The organism is Sphaerimonospora cavernae (assembly GCF_042435035.1).
GTDB classification, from domain to species: Bacteria; Actinomycetota; Actinomycetes; order Streptosporangiales; family Streptosporangiaceae; genus Sphaerimonospora; species Sphaerimonospora cavernae.
This window is the reverse complement of record NZ_JBHMQT010000044.1, coordinates 69,679-84,278: the sequence shown is the minus strand read 5'-3', so window position 1 is coordinate 84,278 and position 14,600 is coordinate 69,679. Positions and strand designations below refer to the sequence as shown.

The window sequence follows — 14,600 nt, the reverse complement described above, 5'->3', positions numbered from 1 at the left end:
TACGTCCGCGAAAAATTCGCGTACCACGCATTTCCGTACGACCCTGGCGGAGCCGTTCGGCCGCCCACGCGATCGCCTGAACGGCGGGGCCGTACGAGATCACGCGCTCAGTTGCGAATCAGGCAGAAGGGATGGCCTGCGGGGTCGGCGAAGACCCGCCAGTCGCGTATCCCGTCGCCGTCGTCCAGCAACGCGGCACCGAGTCGGAGGACCTGTCGCTGGGCCTGGTCGAGGTCCGGCACGTCGATGTCCAGATGGAGGTGCTGCGGGCGGGCCGGATCCGGCCAGCGGGGCGGCACGTACTCGTCCACGCCCTGGAACGCGAGCACCAGACCGGAAGCGGTGTGCAGTGTGGCCCAGGTGTCTCTGACCCTCCAGCGAGGATCGGGCCGGTTTACCTCGCCGCCGAGAATCGATTGGTAGAAGCGGGCGAGAGCCACGGCATCGGGGCAGTCCAGCACCACACACTGCACGTTGCCGACCATGTCTTCCCTCCTTGATCAGTTGGACCGGAAAAGCCGGAATTCTCGGGATCTTAGAGGTCTATCCGGTAGCCGGCGGTCAGTTCGTCTACCTTGCCTCGGCCTCGGCTAACTCTGACGCCCACGAGCCCCGCGGAAAGTGACGTCAACATAGGTTGACAGCCGAGTCGCGTCAACGTAGGTTGACATCATGAACGACACGGCGAAGTTGGCCGCAGACGCGAGCAACCGGGACCCGGCCATCGGCCTGCGTGCCGTACGGGCACTGCGGCTGCTGGTCGAGCGGCTCGAGGCGCTCCAGGTGGAGAACGCACGTGAAGCGGGGTGGTCCTGGCAGGACATCGCGCTGCTGCTGGGCGTCTCGCGCCAGGCGGTGCACAAGAAGTACGCGGGTGGACGAGGACTGATGAGGCGGGAGAAGTAGAGATGTTCGAACGATTCACCGAGGATGCCCGGCAGGTGGTCAAGCGTGCCCAAGAAGAGGCGCGAGGGCTGCGTCACACCCACATCGGCACCGAACACCTGCTCCTGGGCCTCCTGCGGCAGCCCGAGAGCCTGTCGACGCAGTTGCTGAACGACCACGGACTCGACCACGAACGGGCGCTCAACGCGATCACCCGGCTTCTGGGCAGCCCGGCCGAAGACCTCGACGCCGACGCCCTGGAGGTGATCGGCATCGACCTGTCAGCCGTCCGGGAGAAGGTCGAGGCCGTCTTCGGTCCTGGCTCCCTCGACCGCCCGCCCAGCCTGAATCATCGCGGGACGCTGCGCAGCGGCCGCTACATTCCCTTCACCTCCCGAGCGAAGAAGACCCTGGAGCTGTCGCTGCGGGAGGCGCTCGCGATGAAGAGCAGGGAAATCGGCGACGGCCACATCCTGCTCGGCATCCTCAGGGATGGCGAGGGCCTGGGTGTGAGAGTCATGACCGACGCCGGCATCGACCCGCGATCGCTCCGCACGGCGCTCCGAACCCGGCTGACCTGACGATGGGCCTCCGTGAGAACAATGGGTGGCACACACCGCCTCGGACTGCGGCGGTGTGATACACATCGCGCCTTCAGCCGCGCACGAGACAGAAGGGGTGCCCCGCGGGGTCGGCGTAGACCCGCCATCCACGGGTCCCGTCGCCCTCGTCCAACAGCGTCGCACCGAGCCGGAGGACCTGCCGTTGGGCTCGGTCGAGGTCCGGCACGTCGACGTCCAGATGGAAATGCTGGGGACGGGCCGGATCAGGCCAGCGGGGCGGCACGTACTCGTCCACACCCTGGAAGGCGAGCACGAGGCCGGAGTCGGTGTGCAGCTGGTCGTCAACTGGTCATCAGTTGATCCAGGGGGACGTCGGGGTCGGCGAGCCGGTCCCGGTCGACCCGGACTCCTGAGTGGATCAGGCCCTGGATCTGCTCTACGACGTCCCAGATGTTCACGTTCATCCCGGCCAGCACCCGGCCGTCGGCCAGCCAGAACGCGATGAACTCCCGCCGCGTGAGGTCGCCGCGTACGACCACGTCATCGCACCGCTCGGCGTAGCCCGCGTACTCCATGCCGAGGTCGTACTGGTCGGTGAAGAAGTATGGGACACGGTCGTACGCCACGGGCTCGCCCAGCATCGAACGCGCGGCCGCCTGGGGCTGGTTCAGGGCATTGGCCCAGTGCTCCACGCGGATGTGCCTGCCGAGCAGGGGGTGGAAGGCGTTGGCCACGTCACCGGCCGCGTAGACGTCCGGGTCTCTGGTCCGCAGGGAGGCGTCGACCACGATGCCGTTGTCGACCTCCAGGCCGGCTTCGGCGGCGAGCCGGGTGTTGGGAGTGACGCCGATGCCGACCACGACAGCGTCGCCGTCGATCCGGGTGCCGTCGGCGAGCCGTACCCCGGTGGCGCGACCGCCATCGGTCACGATCTCGGTGACCTGCGCCCCGAGCCGCAGGTCCACGCCGTGCTCGCGGTGCAGGTCGGCGAAGACGGAGGCGATCCGGGGGCCCAGGACGCGCAGCAGCGGCAGCTCGTCCGCCTCCAGAACGGTCGCGTCGACGCCGGCCTCCCTGGCCGAGGCGGCCACCTCCAGGCCGATCCAGCCTCCCCCGACGAAGACGACGCGGGAGGCGGTCTGGAAGACCTGCCGGATGCGTTCGGAGTCGCCGACGCCGCGCAGGTAGAGGACGCCGTCGAGGTCGGCCCCGGGGACGGGAAGGCGGCGCGGGGAGGCACCGGTGGTCAGCAGCAGCTTGTCGTAGCCGATCTCTTCCCCACCGGCCCGGTCGCCGCCGGAGACGGTCACCACACGCCGGTCCCGGTCGATGGCGCCGACCGTGCTGCCCAGCCGCAGATCGATGCGCTGGTCGGCGTACCACTCCGGCGGGTGCACGAAGATCTTCTCCCGCTCCTGCTTGCCCTGCAGATATCCCTTGGACAGCGGCGGACGCTCGTACGGCCGCTCCTGCTCGTCCCCCAGGAGCACGATCCGGCCGTCGAACCCGTGCCCGCGCAGCGCCTCGGCCGCCTTCGCCCCGGCCAGGCTTGCTCCGACGATCACGAACGTAGGCTGTGGCTGTGCCATCAGGCGTGCTCCCTGCTGCCGTGAGTGGTGCGACGGATGTGATGACGCCAGTCTCTCGCGACCCGGGTGGTACGGCCAGTACGGCTGGCGCGCGCTTCACCGCACGGCGTGCTCGGAAGCCTTCGCCCGGTGCCTCCGCAGCCGACTGTCGGCGGCCAGCATCCCACCGCCGCTGAAGGCGATCGCCAGGCTGGCCGCGGCCAGCCCCAGGACGAGTTCGAAGCCGTCGGTGCTCACGAAAATGCCCTTGTCGGCATGGACGAAGATGAACGCTCCCAGCATGTCGAGCGTGAACAGCATGCCGAACACCGGCAGCAGCAGCCCGAGCACCAGGGCCGCGCCTCCGACCAGCTCGAGGATGGCCGTTCCCAGAGCGGCGACCCAGGGAAGCGGCACACTCTCCGACCGAAGGTAGGCGGCCGTGGCGTCGATGCCCGACACCACGAACTTCTCCCAACCATGCGCGAAGAAGATGAAGCCGAGAGCGACGCGGGCGAGCAGCAGCGCGATCGGCCGTGCCATCTCGATCACGGGAGTCCCCTGTTCCCTGCCACCGCTCGCGGATGTGTTCCGGTCCCCAGGAGAGCGTGGGCAGTCCATTGGATCGATGAGCCTCACGTCCAACGTTATGGCGGACCAACGTCCGTACAACCTTGTGTCGGTCAATGCTCCGTTCGCCTTGCGACCCTCTGGTCAAGCCTCCCGACTGTTCGGTGCGCCGGTCAGGGCCGTACGACGATCCGTCCCTTCGGGCGGCCCGGGCCGCGGGTCTCCTGCAGCCGATGGGCTCGGCGGACCTGCTCAGGGGCAGTGTCGCGGCGAAACCGCCCAAGACGCGCAGAGATCAGATATGGGCGGCGAACTCGGCCAGCAGGAGGCGCTTGGGCCTCGCGCCCCGCACCTGCTGGACAACCTCGCCGTTCCGGTAGAGGTTGAGCGTAGGGAACGCCATGACGCCGTACCGCTGCGCGATTTCGGGGTGGTCGTCGGCGTTGAGCTTGGCCACCGTGAGGCGGTCGCCGTACTCCTCGGCGATCTCCTCCAGAATCGGCGCGATCATCCGGCACGGCGGGCACCAGTCGGCCCAGAAGTCCACCAGCACCGGCTTGTCGCTCCGCAGCACCTGCTCGGCGAAATTCTCGGCGGTAAGCGTGATCATGTCACTCCTCGCGTCTCTCCTCGTCGCGACAGCAGACAGCCGGGGCAGGCCTCGGCCAGTTGGGCGGCGACCTCCGACCGGCGGGCCAGCAGCGTACGGATCTCTGCGTCGATCTCCAGCAGCTTGCGCTGGTAGACGGCGACCGACTCGGGGCAGGAACTCCCCGTCGGACGTCCCGACCGCAGGCACTCCACGAACGGCCGGGCGTCTTCCAGCGTGAAACCGACCGTCATCAGCGTGCGGATCTCCGCGACGAGCCGCACGTCCGACTCGTCGTACTCCCGATATCCGTTCGCCGAGCGTTCGGCGTGGATGAGTCCCTGCTGCTCGTAGTAGCGCAGCGCACGGGTGCTCACTCCCGTGCGCCTGGCCAGCTCTCCGATCCGCATCAGCCGCCGCCCTCCCGATCCCAGACGCTAAGCCTTGACGCCGACGTCAAGGTCAAGTCGCGGCGGAGGCCGAAAATGCCCGAGGCGGTGACCTGGTCGCGATCCCGCTCGAGCCGTCCAGCCCTTGCCGTTTCATCGGCATCGCCACCTCCCGCCGCCGGCGTGGCCCGGCCCAGCCGTACCTCGACGCGCTCCGCCGCCTCCTCATGTCCGTGACCACTTAGGAATGCCTAAATCACAGTTATGTATCATGCGTTTTGCTCAGATTTGTCCTGAAAAGAGAGATACACGTGGCCGACTCCACGCCCACCGCACGCTCCAGCGGGATCGTCAGCGTGCTGGCGGTGACCGGCGTCGTCGCCGCGTTCATGCACACCCTGGTGGTGCCCCTGATCGGTCAACTACCGAGCATGCTGCACACCACCCCCGCCGGCGCCGCCTGGGTGATCACCGTCACGCTGCTGGCGGGAGCGGTCACCACGCCGGTGATCGGCCGGCTCGGCGACCTGTACGGCAAACGCCGCATGCTGCTGATCAGCACATTTCCACTCATCGCCGGATCGATGATCAGTGCGCTGGCCGACACCGCGGCCCCAATGATCGTCGGTCGGGGACTGCAGGGGATGGGCATGGGCGTGATCCCCCTGGGCATCAGCGCCATGCGCGATCTGCTCCCGCCCGAGCGGCTGCACTCCGCCATCGCGCTGATGAGCTCGTCCATGGGCATCGGCGGAGCGATCGCCATGCCGATCGCCTCGACGGTCGCCGAATACGCGAGCTGGCGGGCCCTGTTCTGGGGCTCGGCCGCACTGAGCGCGCTGATCGCCGTACTGATCTGGCTGCTCGTGCCCGCCACGCCCACGCGGGCCACCGGCCGTCTCGACGTGGTCGGCGTGCTCGGCCTGGGCGCCGGTCTGGTGTGTCTGCTGCTGGGGGTCTCCAACGGGGCCGACTGGGGCTGGACGAGCGGCGCCACCATCGGGCTGCTCGCCGCATCGCCGATCATCCTGGTGGTGTGGGGCTGGTGGGAGCTGCGGCGGAGCGACCCGCTGGTCGACCTGCGCATAACCGCACGCAAGCAGGTGCTGCTGACCAACCTGGCCTCGATCCTGGTCGGTTTCGCGATGTACGCCCAGTCACTGGTGGTGATGCAGGTCCTGCAGTTGCCCGAGGCCACCGGGTACGGCCTGGGCCAGTCGATGCTGGCCGCCGGCCTGTGGATGGCCCCCTCCGGCCTGGTGATGACAGCGGTCTCACCGCTCGGCGGACGCCTGTCGGCCGCCCGCGGCCCCAAGGTCACCCTGATCGTCGGCAGCCTGGTCATCGCGCTCGGGTACGGATCCTCTATGGCCTTGCTCGGGTCGACGTGGGGCCTGCTCATCGTCGCCTGCGTCTGCAACATGGGCATCGGGGTGGCCTATGGGGCGATGCCAGCACTGATCATGGGGGCGGTTCCCTCGTCGGACACCGCCGCGGCCAACAGCTTCAACTCCCTGATGCGCTCCATCGGCACCTCGGTGTCGGCCGCGGTGGTCGGCGTCGTCCTGGCCCAGATGACCGTGCGACTGGGCGGACACACCCTGCCGTCCGAAAGCGGCTTCCGCACCTGCATGCTGATCGGCTGTGGCATCGCGCTCCTCGCGGCCGCCACCGCCTCGGCCATTCCCGCACACCCGGCCAGATCCTCGGACGACGACGCCGTCGCGACCGAAGCGGTGGCCGTCCCCTGACGCTCAGGCTCGGTCATGCCGCCCTCTTCCGGCAGGCGGCTGCGCACACCCACAGCGAGTCCGAACCTCACGCGCTGCTCGACCGCGCCGCCGAACTGTGAGAGGCGGCGTGACACTGTCACTTGGGGCAGGTGCTCTGTGGGACGATCGTGTAGTTCGGCGGGTCATCCATATCCTCGCCGTAGCCCAAACCTGTCCAGTAGATGGCTAATGCTGCCTTCGGCACACCCGCCGATCGGATGACCGGGAAATCCGAAACGTACTTCTGGCCGTCGAGCGTTCTCCCCTGAACCACCAACCGCCAGGTCTCTTCGGACCTGCTTGTGGCCGGCAGACGTACCGCGCTCTTCACGGTCGGCTTGTCTCCGGGCAGGAGGCACTCTCGAAGGGCATCTTTCAGGAGAATCTCACACGTCTCCTTGCTCCGCGCGAACGTGGCGCAGAAATCGGCGACGCCGTTCTTGCCGACTCCGGCGACGACCTCGGCGAGGACCGCCTCCGCCATCCCCCGCGTGAACGCGACCGCAGGAGATGGCTTGGGCTGCTCCGACTCGGCTGTGCAGCCCGCCACCACCAGTGCGGCCACAACCATCACCACGCCTCGACGCATAATCGCGATCATATGGGTCCTTTGGGGTACGTGACCTTCGTGAAAACCGGAGGAGTGTTCCCATGACTTCGACGCGTTCGGCATGCCGCGAAACCCCGCAACGCGATCGTGATCGAACGGAAAGCTCGCTCGTCCGTCCGATCGAACCCCAGACCTTCTGTTTACAAGGCGATTCCGGGATGTCCACAGGCGTGGTGAGGCCCAGAACTCATTTTGGGCACAGCCTGTCCTGTGCCAGTTGGTACACCGAGGATGGATCGCACAGGACGACATATCCATCTCTCGCGAAGACTTCGCGGTATCCGCGCCGCCGAAGCCGATCCACGTCCGTAACCTGGTCCTGAAGCGAGTCGAAGTGCGGTTGTCTGTCCCGGAGATCGGCCAGGATCCACGGTGCACGGGCGGTGCGCTCGGCGGTCCTCGCTGCCCAGGCCACGACCTTGGCCCGCGCCGAAATGTTCGGACCGAGAGCATTGGTCGCCTCCACGAGGACGCCGTCCGGCACCCGGCGCATAGCTTCCGTGGCGGTGGCGAACCGGGGACCCGTTTGGTACCAACTCGGCTTGAGCAAGTCACCCAGCGCGAAGAACGGCATGATCCCCAATGTCACGATCGCCGTGACGGCCGCCCAGGAGCGGGTGAACTGCCGCACTCGCCGACCTTTGGTCATCCGGCGAAGCCGTGCCGCACCATCCACAGCGGCGCAGAAGAGAGCCATGATGATCGCGGCGTTGTAGTGGTAACGCGTTCCCCACCAGCCGGCCGCCCCGGGGTCGGTGGCGAGCATGCGTTCGGCCAGCAAGGCCACGGGTGCCAGCACATACGGCGAGAGCAGTGGGAGGAAGAGCAACGGAGCGAAGAGCAGTAGGATCGTCCACACTTTCGTGTCGGGCGTGGCGAGAACGCTCAGTACCTCTTGCGGCCGCGTCACGATGCGCTCGATCGCCTCACCCGGGGTCCGGCCCCATCCGTTGAAGTACCAGTAACGATCGGGATCACCGCCTGACGCAGGGATGATCACATGACTGGCCAGTAGCAGGAAGCCCGCTCCCCCGACGAACATCAGGGCCCCGATACGGCGCCATCGGCTGATGAAGAGAAGTCCGACCCCCAGGCCAGCCACAAAGATCCCCAAGTCCTCCTTGACCAAGAGCAAGGCTGTGGCCGCCGCCAGGGCATGGCCTCGATGTCCCGCCTGCAACCGTTCGCACAGGATCCCCGTGAGCAACGGGACGAACGCATACTCATGGAAATGAAAGTTCACCGCCTCAGCGACCGGCCAAGACAGGGCGTAGGCGGTGCCAAGCAGATATGCGGCCTCGGCGCCGAGTTGCCGTCGCACGTAGACCCACAGCGGCAGCACCGCAAGGGCGAAAAGAGCGGCCTGGGCCACGATGAGCGTCTCGGGGCCGTCATGGATCCAGTACAGCGGGGCCAGTAACACGAGGATCGGCGAGAAGTGATCCCCCAGCAGAGAGAACGCCGATCCGAGTTCCTGCCAGTTTCCCTTCGCGTACGACATCGGTAGCTCGAAGTTCGCATATCCTCGGACGCCTTGATCGAAGATGACCAGGTCGTAGATGCCGGTCCGTAACGTCGCGAACTTGACCAGCCCGAGTAGCGAATATGCCAGAAATGCCAGTGCACCGAGTGCTCCCACCGCATATCCATGACGGAAACCGGCAGGAAGTCGCCGCTGAGGAACAAGACGGAGCATGCGCGCTTCCCGGTGTCTGGCCGGTATTCACCAGCGAGGAGAAAGCGCCCCCGGCCCGTCCTGTCGCGATGACAAGCCGGCGCCCGAGGGCGCTTCTGGTTTCCCGCCAATAGCGAGAACGTTCCAAAGCCCTAGTCAGGCCTTGACGTGTTCACGGTTAGGTTGCGTCGCACGCGTCCAGCCCGACGGACAGGTCATCGTAATTCCTCGACGATCTCCGAACCACGGACCGTTACTATAATCGATCTGCTTTGTCTTCGACCCCTTCGCGCAGACGATGCTTGCTCCGTACCGCTCTGGTCCGGTCCGGTCCCATCGCACCAGACGTTGGCCTGGGTGCTGGTCGTCCAGTTGGTTTGACGCGCTCCTCGGCCTGAAGGCCGAGGATTCAGCCCGTGCCGCGCGTTCATGCGGCACCTCTGAGGCTTCCTGCTTCGTCGCGCTGTGCCAGGCCGGGGCCTGGTCTTACCTGCGCTCCACAGGCGTTTAGTCTGTCCGCCCGTCCGGCGGCCAGGATGTTCTTCGCCGCGTTCACGTCCCGGTCGTGGACCGCCCCGCACAGGCAGGTCCACTCCCGGACGTTCAGCGGCATCGACTGCTGGACGGTCCCGCACTCCGAGCACAGCTTGGAGGAGGGGAACCACCGGTCGATCCGGTGGAGGGCGCGCCCGTACAGGGCGGCCTTGTACTCCAGCATGGTCACGAACCGCGACCAGCCCGCGTCATGCACGCTCTTGGCCAGCCTCGTGCGTGCCAGTCCCACCACGGCCAGGTCTTCCACGATCACCGTTTGGTTGTCACGGATGATCCGAATGGAGAGCTGGTGGTGGAACTCACGGCGCGCGTCAGTGACCTTCGCGTGCTGGCGGGCAATCTTCAGGCGGGCCTTGGCCCGGTTGTTCGACCCCTTGACCGTGCGGGACAGCGCCCGCTGGAGCTTTGTGAGTTTCTTCTCCGCCCGGCGCAGGAAACGCGGCGTGGCGACCTTCTGCCCGTTCGACAAGACAGCGAAGTGTGTGAGTCCGAGGTCGATTCCCGTCTCGGACTCGACCGGCGGCAGGGGCTGTTCGGCTACCTCGACCACAAAGGATGCGAAGTACCGTCCGGCCGCGTCCTTGACCACCGTCACCGAGGACGGTCCGGCGGGCAGGGAGCGAGACCAGCGGACGTCCACGTCCCCGATCTTCGGCAGGCGCAGCTTCCCACCCGCCGTGATCGCGAACCGGGCGTTCTTGGTGAAGCGGATCGCCTGCCGGTTGTCCCTCTTCGACCGGAACCGGGGCGGAGCCACCTTCGGACCCTTCCGCTTCCCTGCCAGGGAGGCGAAGAAGTTGCGGTAGGCGGTGTTCAGGTCCGCCAGCGCCTGCTGCAGGACCACGGCTGAGACCTCGCCCAGCCAGGAGCGTTCCGGGGTCTTCTTCGCCTCGGTGATGACCCGCTTGGACAACTCGCCATCCGAGATGTACGGCAAGCCGTGTTCCCGGGCGTCCCCTCGTGCGCGCAGCCCGTCGTTGAACACCACCCGAGCGCATCCGAACGCCCGAGCCAGCGCTTGACGCTGACCCGGCGTCGGGTAGAGGCGGAAGTTGTACCTGAGCTGCACACCATGATCCTACCATTGGTCTATGGCCGAATATGGAGACATCAGAACCGGTAGGCACTGTGTTTTCGTCCTGCATGCTCACTTGGTTTTCGTTACCAAGTTCCGGCATCGGGTATTCACCGGTGCTCACCTGGAGCGCATGGAGCAGATCATGCGGGACGTCTGCGCCGACTTCGAGTGCGAACTGGCGGAGTTCAACGGCGAGGCCAGCCATGTGCACCTGCTGGTGAACTTCCCGCCCAAGGTCGCCCTGTCCCGGCTCGTCAACAGCCTCAAGGGCGTCTCCTCCCGCAGGATGCGGCAAGAGTTCCCCGAGCTGGCCCGCCACTATTACCAGGCGAACAAGCTATGGTCGGGCTCCTACTTCGCCGGGAGCGTGGGCGGCGCACCGATCAGCGTCCTGCGCCAGTACATCGAGCAGCAAAACCGCCCTGCCTGATCTGCCAAGACGCCGATCCGCCTGGCGGCGGATCGGCTTTCTCTGCCCCGCTACGCGGGAGAGTCCGCTTCACCCCCAGCCTGAAGGCCGGAGCACTGCGGACGAATCCGGTAGCAAGAGTGTTAGCAAGATTGCCAGAATGCCCCGGACAGACGAAGGCCCCTGACCGCGAAACTGCTGGTCAGGGGCCTTGTGCACGAGAGCCGCCTTGGGGAATCGAACCCCAGACCTTCTGTTTACAAGGTCCCCAAACGATCTCCAGGATCATTCAGGGCCGTTCGTACTGCTGCCGGTCAGGGCTCTGGTCGTTCAGGTCCGTCCGACTCAGTTCATGATCGCCCGTCCGGGTGGCTCCCAAGGTGGCTCCCAAACCCGGATCGATACCGCTCCCTCCACCAGCTCGTACTCCGTGGAGGTAGTCCGCCGGGCAGCGCGCCGCGTATCTGCACCGTGAGTCTTTCGGCAACGCACCGGGACACCGGTGGGCCGGGCCCCCGGCCCGTCGATCGCCCCCAACCAGCTACGGCGGCCAGCCGCAGCAAGGCGATCGTAAGGGCTGCGGGAAAGAGCAGGTTGTCAGCCCGGAACCGGAGCGCCCCGCCGGAGGCCCACATGTGGCATTCTGTTCGGATGTCAGTTGGAGACTTGGTTCAGTCATTTATCGGCTCACTTAGCCTGATCGCCACAATCCTTGTGGCCGTAATGGTGTACCGGCTGCAGAAGCGGGATAATATTGAGGTACAGAAGAGGGCACGCAAAGAGGCTGAATCAAGTCGCCAAAACCAGATAGAACGCGACCGGCGGGCACTCCGACGCGAACAGCATCGCGATGACTATAAGAGGGCGACTCAGGCCCTCAACCAGCTTCAGAAGATTTTCGAGACTGCTGAGCATGAGAGCCTCAGTGACGAAGAACTAGACAAAGCTGGCTTTAATGAGGCCCGAGACACTCTCGATGATATATCTAAGAGAATTCCCAGCCTTAGCATGTCGCTTAGTAAGGTTGAATATCACTGCGGCAGTCTTACTATGTATGCCTTTCCGCCCCAGACTGATTTCAATTTGACTGCATTCCGACCTGACGAGTCGTCGGACCGCCTATGGCGTTTGAGCAAGAGTGCAGCCGGAAACGCAGCGCGCCAGTTCCACACGGCAGTGAATGGGCTTCGAGTTATTGAGCATGCACGCGAGGCAATCTTGAAGGAGTGGGGAGCTTAGAGTTCAAACGTCTATGGTCCAACCGCCGAACGGGCAACGGTTACGCGAGAGGGGTAGTACTCCAGCCCTACTGATCTCCCTCCGTCAATCCTCCCCGTAACTGCCGACCCAACAACGGGGCACTTGAGCAACGAGAAGGGTAGGAACCGCTGTTGTCGCTATCCCTGCCGGCTCTCTCGTCTTTCGGTCGACTCTTCCAATTGAAGCTCACGTTTACGCTGCTCATCCTTCAAAGCTTCGACATTTTGAGCAAAACGCCCGAGAGTAGCTTCTTCGTCATTTCCTTCATACTCGCCTATGCGAAGCTCAACAGCTTTATAGTGCTTTTTGAGGGCATCTGCTGTTTGCTGTTGACCAAAGCTACGCTCCCGAAACTTGAAGAACCCTGTAGCCCCCGCAGATATACTGACCACTGCACTAATCGCCGCTGCAAGCCATCTGAACCAATCCTGCGTATCGGGATTAGTTGCAGCAGCACCAGTAAGGCTAGTGGCGGACACCGAGCCTACGATGATTGCCCACTGAAATAGGTTCGCTGTGCGCCGGTTGCGACTAGCGCGGTGTTCCAGATCCTTGATGTCATCAAGAGCGGACACTCTATAGATCCGAAGGGCGACTAAGGGATCGGCCTCTTGAGCTGCCGCCAAATTACGCTGCTGAGCTTGTAGTTCGTGAAGCTTGTATCGGACCTCATCGATGTCAGGTCTCGCTTTTAAAAGAAATATGGAAGCTGCGGCTGTCGACACAAGAGCTGCAATCGTTCCCACAACGCTGAAGATATCGCGATAGTTGGTCCATATACCCACGAGCATTGCCCAGCCAAGGAACCCGGTAGCACCCAAGCTCGCTAGCAGCCATATCGCGCGGAGGCGCTGGACCGCCCTAAGACCTCGAAGAACGGTTTGCCCCTGATCCAAAGCGGTGGCTGTCTCTCGTTGCCGTGCTTGGAGGTTGTTAGTCATAGTCGCTCCACGGGCAGGACCATAGGCTTCGACGATCAAAAAGAGGTTAGATCACCAGGAGCCGCGATGCCACTGGTTGAGCCGCATTGGCCATGTTCTCTGGGTCTGACGGCCCGAGTTGCCGGCGGCCGGGACCGGCCCCCAGGCCGCATGCCCGGCCGCCGAGCGGGCGAGGGGCCGCGAGGCGGCGCGGAGCGCCGCCCTTGATCATTAAAAGGGTAATTCGGCAGCCATCGAGCTATCTCGTTGCAAGTTTGCCCAGCTTTAGGTGCTTGCTCTCATCCGAGCAGCTAGATCGACGCCTTTGGGTCCGCGATAAGACATAATGAGTATGTGCAGGCGAACGATAAAGATCACCTACGCATAAGCGCAGACGTGATCGCTCGGTCGGTTTGGGCTGAGCGGAAAGCAGCATTATGGGCCGCCCGATTGATGTTGGGCATAATAACGTTTTCTTTGGCCTCCGCAAACCTGAGTAGAACTTTTGGTGTTCTGGGTGGGATTATTGCGGTATGTGCCGGCTGCTTGATTACCTGGTGCGCGAATGGTTCTCACCTACTCCAATTAGGCGCCGAGCTGTCAGCAAGATTTACCCGTTTTCCTCGCTCCATCTTTAGGCGAGGAGCCAGGAAGTATTCTATTGTTCAAGCGGCGGAGATTTTGCCGGGAGACTGGGTCTGCTCGCAAAGCGAATACGAAAGACAATGCGCCCCTACCAGAAAAGCAAATAAGGAGCGACGGCAGCGCCACCATGAGCGAATAGAAAGAGATCGCGACTGGGAGCGCGAGCGCTATGTACACGATATGAAGCGATGGGAAATGGATCTTGAAAGAGGATATTCGACTTCTCCGCCACGCGCCCCATCGACTGTAAGCTCACATTGTGCGCCAGAAGATTGGGCAGATCCATTTCCGGACTTCCTTCCTGTCGTGGCTATCATCCCCTCTGTCGACGGCGAGTCTCTCCAGCTAACTCGCTTGGGGTGTGATCCTTATTGCGCAAATCCGGAGGAGATTTTTCTCAGGCGTGACAGATACTCGACTCTGCCACTCAGGGAGAGTTCGAGCCTCGAGGGGCGTCTGATTGAGGACCTATTGCTGAAACTCTCCGAAGAGGGAGAGGTTAGTGAAGCGCAGATCCTGGCCCAATTCTCCGAGCGAGGACATGAAGCACCGATTGTTTTACACGCGATTCGAGCTCTACTGGTCGCTAAACTGACGACTAGACGCCGCAATCTATACAACCTTCCCCTTGAACTGCTTGCGATTATTCGCTTCTTAAATATTTCGCCCAGCAGGCATCTGAAGTTAAGTACTATCGGAAAGATGTGGGTTGAGGCAAATAAGTATCGGCCACAAAGAAGGCAGGCGAAGGTTATGACTGAAGGTAAGTACGTTTTCCTGGGGGACATCTATGGTTCAAATATCGGGGATCACGGATCAGTTTATAATGTCTCCACTACGGTCGATTATGGACTGATCGGCCGTCTCGTGACTGTTCTCGACAGTGCCGTAGATCGCTTCTCCGACACCGCGGACCCTCAGGGGCTACAGGAGGCTTTAGAGGTTCTGCGCGCCGCAACAAAGGAAGGAGAAGTTCCAATACCGAAGCTTAGGCGAGCTATGATCGTCGTGGCCCGTGTAGGAGAAGGGTTAATCGTCGGAATGGCGGGCAACGCACTTTTTGAGCAACTCAAACATGCCATCTCCTCAATGGCGGGCTGACAAGGTGATCG

15 protein-coding genes and 1 pseudogene are annotated in these 14,600 nt (G+C 63.8%); 6 read left to right on the top strand and 10 right to left on the bottom strand.

Features of this window, described 5'->3' with window-relative positions; genetic code table 11:
* Window positions 1-107: 107 nt before the first annotated feature.
* Window positions 108-485: a VOC family protein gene (locus ACFHYQ_RS20390; protein WP_394302743.1), complete on the bottom strand. Its 378-nt coding sequence runs from the start codon at window positions 483-485 to the stop codon at window positions 108-110.
* 187 nt (window positions 486-672) lie between these two features.
* Here ACFHYQ_RS20390 and ACFHYQ_RS20385 point away from each other — a divergent pair, with 187 nt between their 5' ends.
* The 3 genes and pseudogenes from ACFHYQ_RS20385 to ACFHYQ_RS29395 all read left to right on the top strand — a co-directional run bounded on the left by ACFHYQ_RS20385 (window position 673) and on the right by ACFHYQ_RS29395 (window position 1,466).
* The gene (locus ACFHYQ_RS20385; protein WP_394302742.1) at window positions 673-906 is read left to right on the top strand and encodes an RNA polymerase subunit sigma-70; all 234 of its coding nucleotides are present in this window, start codon (window positions 673-675) and stop codon (window positions 904-906) included.
* Between the two features lie 2 nt (window positions 907-908).
* Window positions 909-1,058: pseudogene (locus tag ACFHYQ_RS29400) on the top strand (Clp protease N-terminal domain-containing protein); the annotation flags it as partial.
* A 90-nt stretch (window positions 1,059-1,148) separates the two neighbouring features.
* On the top strand, window positions 1,149-1,466 hold the full coding sequence (locus ACFHYQ_RS29395; RefSeq protein ID WP_446746306.1) for a Clp protease N-terminal domain-containing protein: 318 nt from the start codon (window positions 1,149-1,151) through the stop codon (window positions 1,464-1,466).
* A gap of 73 nt (window positions 1,467-1,539) precedes the next feature.
* Here ACFHYQ_RS29395 and ACFHYQ_RS20375 read toward each other — a convergent pair whose 3' ends face one another.
* The 5 genes from ACFHYQ_RS20375 to ACFHYQ_RS20355 all read right to left on the bottom strand — a co-directional run bounded on the left by ACFHYQ_RS20375 (window position 1,540) and on the right by ACFHYQ_RS20355 (window position 4,585).
* Window positions 1,540-1,782: a VOC family protein gene (locus ACFHYQ_RS20375; RefSeq protein WP_394303017.1), complete on the bottom strand. Its 243-nt coding sequence runs from the start codon at window positions 1,780-1,782 to the stop codon at window positions 1,540-1,542.
* Window positions 1,783-1,789: 7 nt separating this feature from the next.
* Window positions 1,790-3,013, bottom strand: coding sequence for an NAD(P)/FAD-dependent oxidoreductase (locus ACFHYQ_RS20370; RefSeq protein ID WP_394302740.1), 1,224 nt, complete (start codon window positions 3,011-3,013; stop codon window positions 1,790-1,792).
* 120 nt (window positions 3,014-3,133) lie between these two features.
* Window positions 3,134-3,559: a DoxX family protein gene (locus ACFHYQ_RS20365; protein ID WP_394303016.1), complete on the bottom strand. Its 426-nt coding sequence runs from the start codon at window positions 3,557-3,559 to the stop codon at window positions 3,134-3,136.
* A gap of 322 nt (window positions 3,560-3,881) precedes the next feature.
* Window positions 3,882-4,196 (bottom strand): thioredoxin, encoded by a 315-nt coding sequence (trxA, locus tag ACFHYQ_RS20360; protein WP_394302739.1) that lies wholly within the window; start codon window positions 4,194-4,196, stop codon window positions 3,882-3,884.
* A complete protein-coding gene (locus ACFHYQ_RS20355; protein ID WP_394302738.1) occupies window positions 4,193-4,585 on the bottom strand; it encodes a MerR family transcriptional regulator in 393 nt (130 codons plus the stop codon). Before ACFHYQ_RS20355 ends, trxA begins: the two co-directional genes overlap by 4 nt.
* 290 nt (window positions 4,586-4,875) lie before the next feature.
* Here ACFHYQ_RS20355 and ACFHYQ_RS20350 point away from each other — a divergent pair, with 290 nt between their 5' ends.
* Window positions 4,876-6,315 (top strand): MFS transporter, encoded by a 1,440-nt coding sequence (locus ACFHYQ_RS20350; RefSeq protein ID WP_394302737.1) that lies wholly within the window; start codon window positions 4,876-4,878, stop codon window positions 6,313-6,315.
* A gap of 118 nt (window positions 6,316-6,433) precedes the next feature.
* Here ACFHYQ_RS20350 and ACFHYQ_RS20345 read toward each other — a convergent pair whose 3' ends face one another.
* The 3 genes from ACFHYQ_RS20345 to ACFHYQ_RS20335 all read right to left on the bottom strand — a co-directional run bounded on the left by ACFHYQ_RS20345 (window position 6,434) and on the right by ACFHYQ_RS20335 (window position 10,245).
* The gene (locus ACFHYQ_RS20345; protein ID WP_394302736.1) at window positions 6,434-6,925 is read right to left on the bottom strand and encodes a hypothetical protein; all 492 of its coding nucleotides are present in this window, start codon (window positions 6,923-6,925) and stop codon (window positions 6,434-6,436) included.
* Window positions 6,926-7,133: 208 nt separating this feature from the next.
* Window positions 7,134-8,585: a DUF2079 domain-containing protein gene (locus ACFHYQ_RS20340; protein ID WP_394302735.1), complete on the bottom strand. Its 1,452-nt coding sequence runs from the start codon at window positions 8,583-8,585 to the stop codon at window positions 7,134-7,136.
* A 463-nt stretch (window positions 8,586-9,048) separates the two neighbouring features.
* Window positions 9,049-10,245 carry an RNA-guided endonuclease InsQ/TnpB family protein gene (locus ACFHYQ_RS20335; protein WP_394302734.1) on the bottom strand — a complete coding sequence of 399 codons (1,197 nt, stop codon included), beginning with the start codon at window positions 10,243-10,245 and terminating at the stop codon, window positions 9,049-9,051.
* Window positions 10,246-10,267: 22 nt separating this feature from the next.
* Between ACFHYQ_RS20335 and tnpA the strand changes: the two genes are divergently transcribed.
* Entirely contained in the window at window positions 10,268-10,684 is a 417-nt protein-coding gene (tnpA, locus tag ACFHYQ_RS20330; protein ID WP_394302733.1) for an IS200/IS605 family transposase, read from the top strand.
* 1,376 nt (window positions 10,685-12,060) lie between these two features.
* On the opposite strand, the gene ACFHYQ_RS20325 is transcribed toward tnpA, so the two are convergent.
* Entirely contained in the window at window positions 12,061-12,708 is a 648-nt protein-coding gene (locus ACFHYQ_RS20325) for a DUF4231 domain-containing protein (RefSeq protein ID WP_394302732.1), read from the bottom strand.
* A gap of 489 nt (window positions 12,709-13,197) precedes the next feature.
* Here ACFHYQ_RS20325 and ACFHYQ_RS20320 point away from each other — a divergent pair, with 489 nt between their 5' ends.
* Window positions 13,198-14,589 (top strand): hypothetical protein, encoded by a 1,392-nt coding sequence (locus ACFHYQ_RS20320; protein WP_394302731.1) that lies wholly within the window; start codon window positions 13,198-13,200, stop codon window positions 14,587-14,589.
* Window positions 14,590-14,600 lie beyond the last annotated feature (11 nt).

Bases quoted from the DNA above. Each gene is read 5' to 3' on its own strand.
- ACFHYQ_RS20390 (WP_394302743.1), bottom strand. From the start codon at position 485: ATGGTCGGCAACGTGCAGTGTGTGGTGCTGGACTGCCCCGATGCCGTG.
- ACFHYQ_RS20385 (WP_394302742.1), top strand. From the start codon at position 673: ATGAACGACACGGCGAAGTTGGCCGCAGACGCGAGCAACCGGGACCCG.
- ACFHYQ_RS20365 (WP_394303016.1), bottom strand. From the start codon at position 3,559: ATGGCACGGCCGATCGCGCTGCTGCTCGCCCGCGTCGCTCTCGGCTTC.
- trxA (WP_394302739.1), bottom strand. From the start codon at position 4,196: ATGATCACGCTTACCGCCGAGAATTTCGCCGAGCAGGTGCTGCGGAGC.
- ACFHYQ_RS20355 (WP_394302738.1), bottom strand. From the start codon at position 4,585: ATGCGGATCGGAGAGCTGGCCAGGCGCACGGGAGTGAGCACCCGTGCG.
- ACFHYQ_RS20345 (WP_394302736.1), bottom strand. From the start codon at position 6,925: ATGCGTCGAGGCGTGGTGATGGTTGTGGCCGCACTGGTGGTGGCGGGC.
- tnpA (WP_394302733.1), top strand. From the start codon at position 10,268: ATGGCCGAATATGGAGACATCAGAACCGGTAGGCACTGTGTTTTCGTC.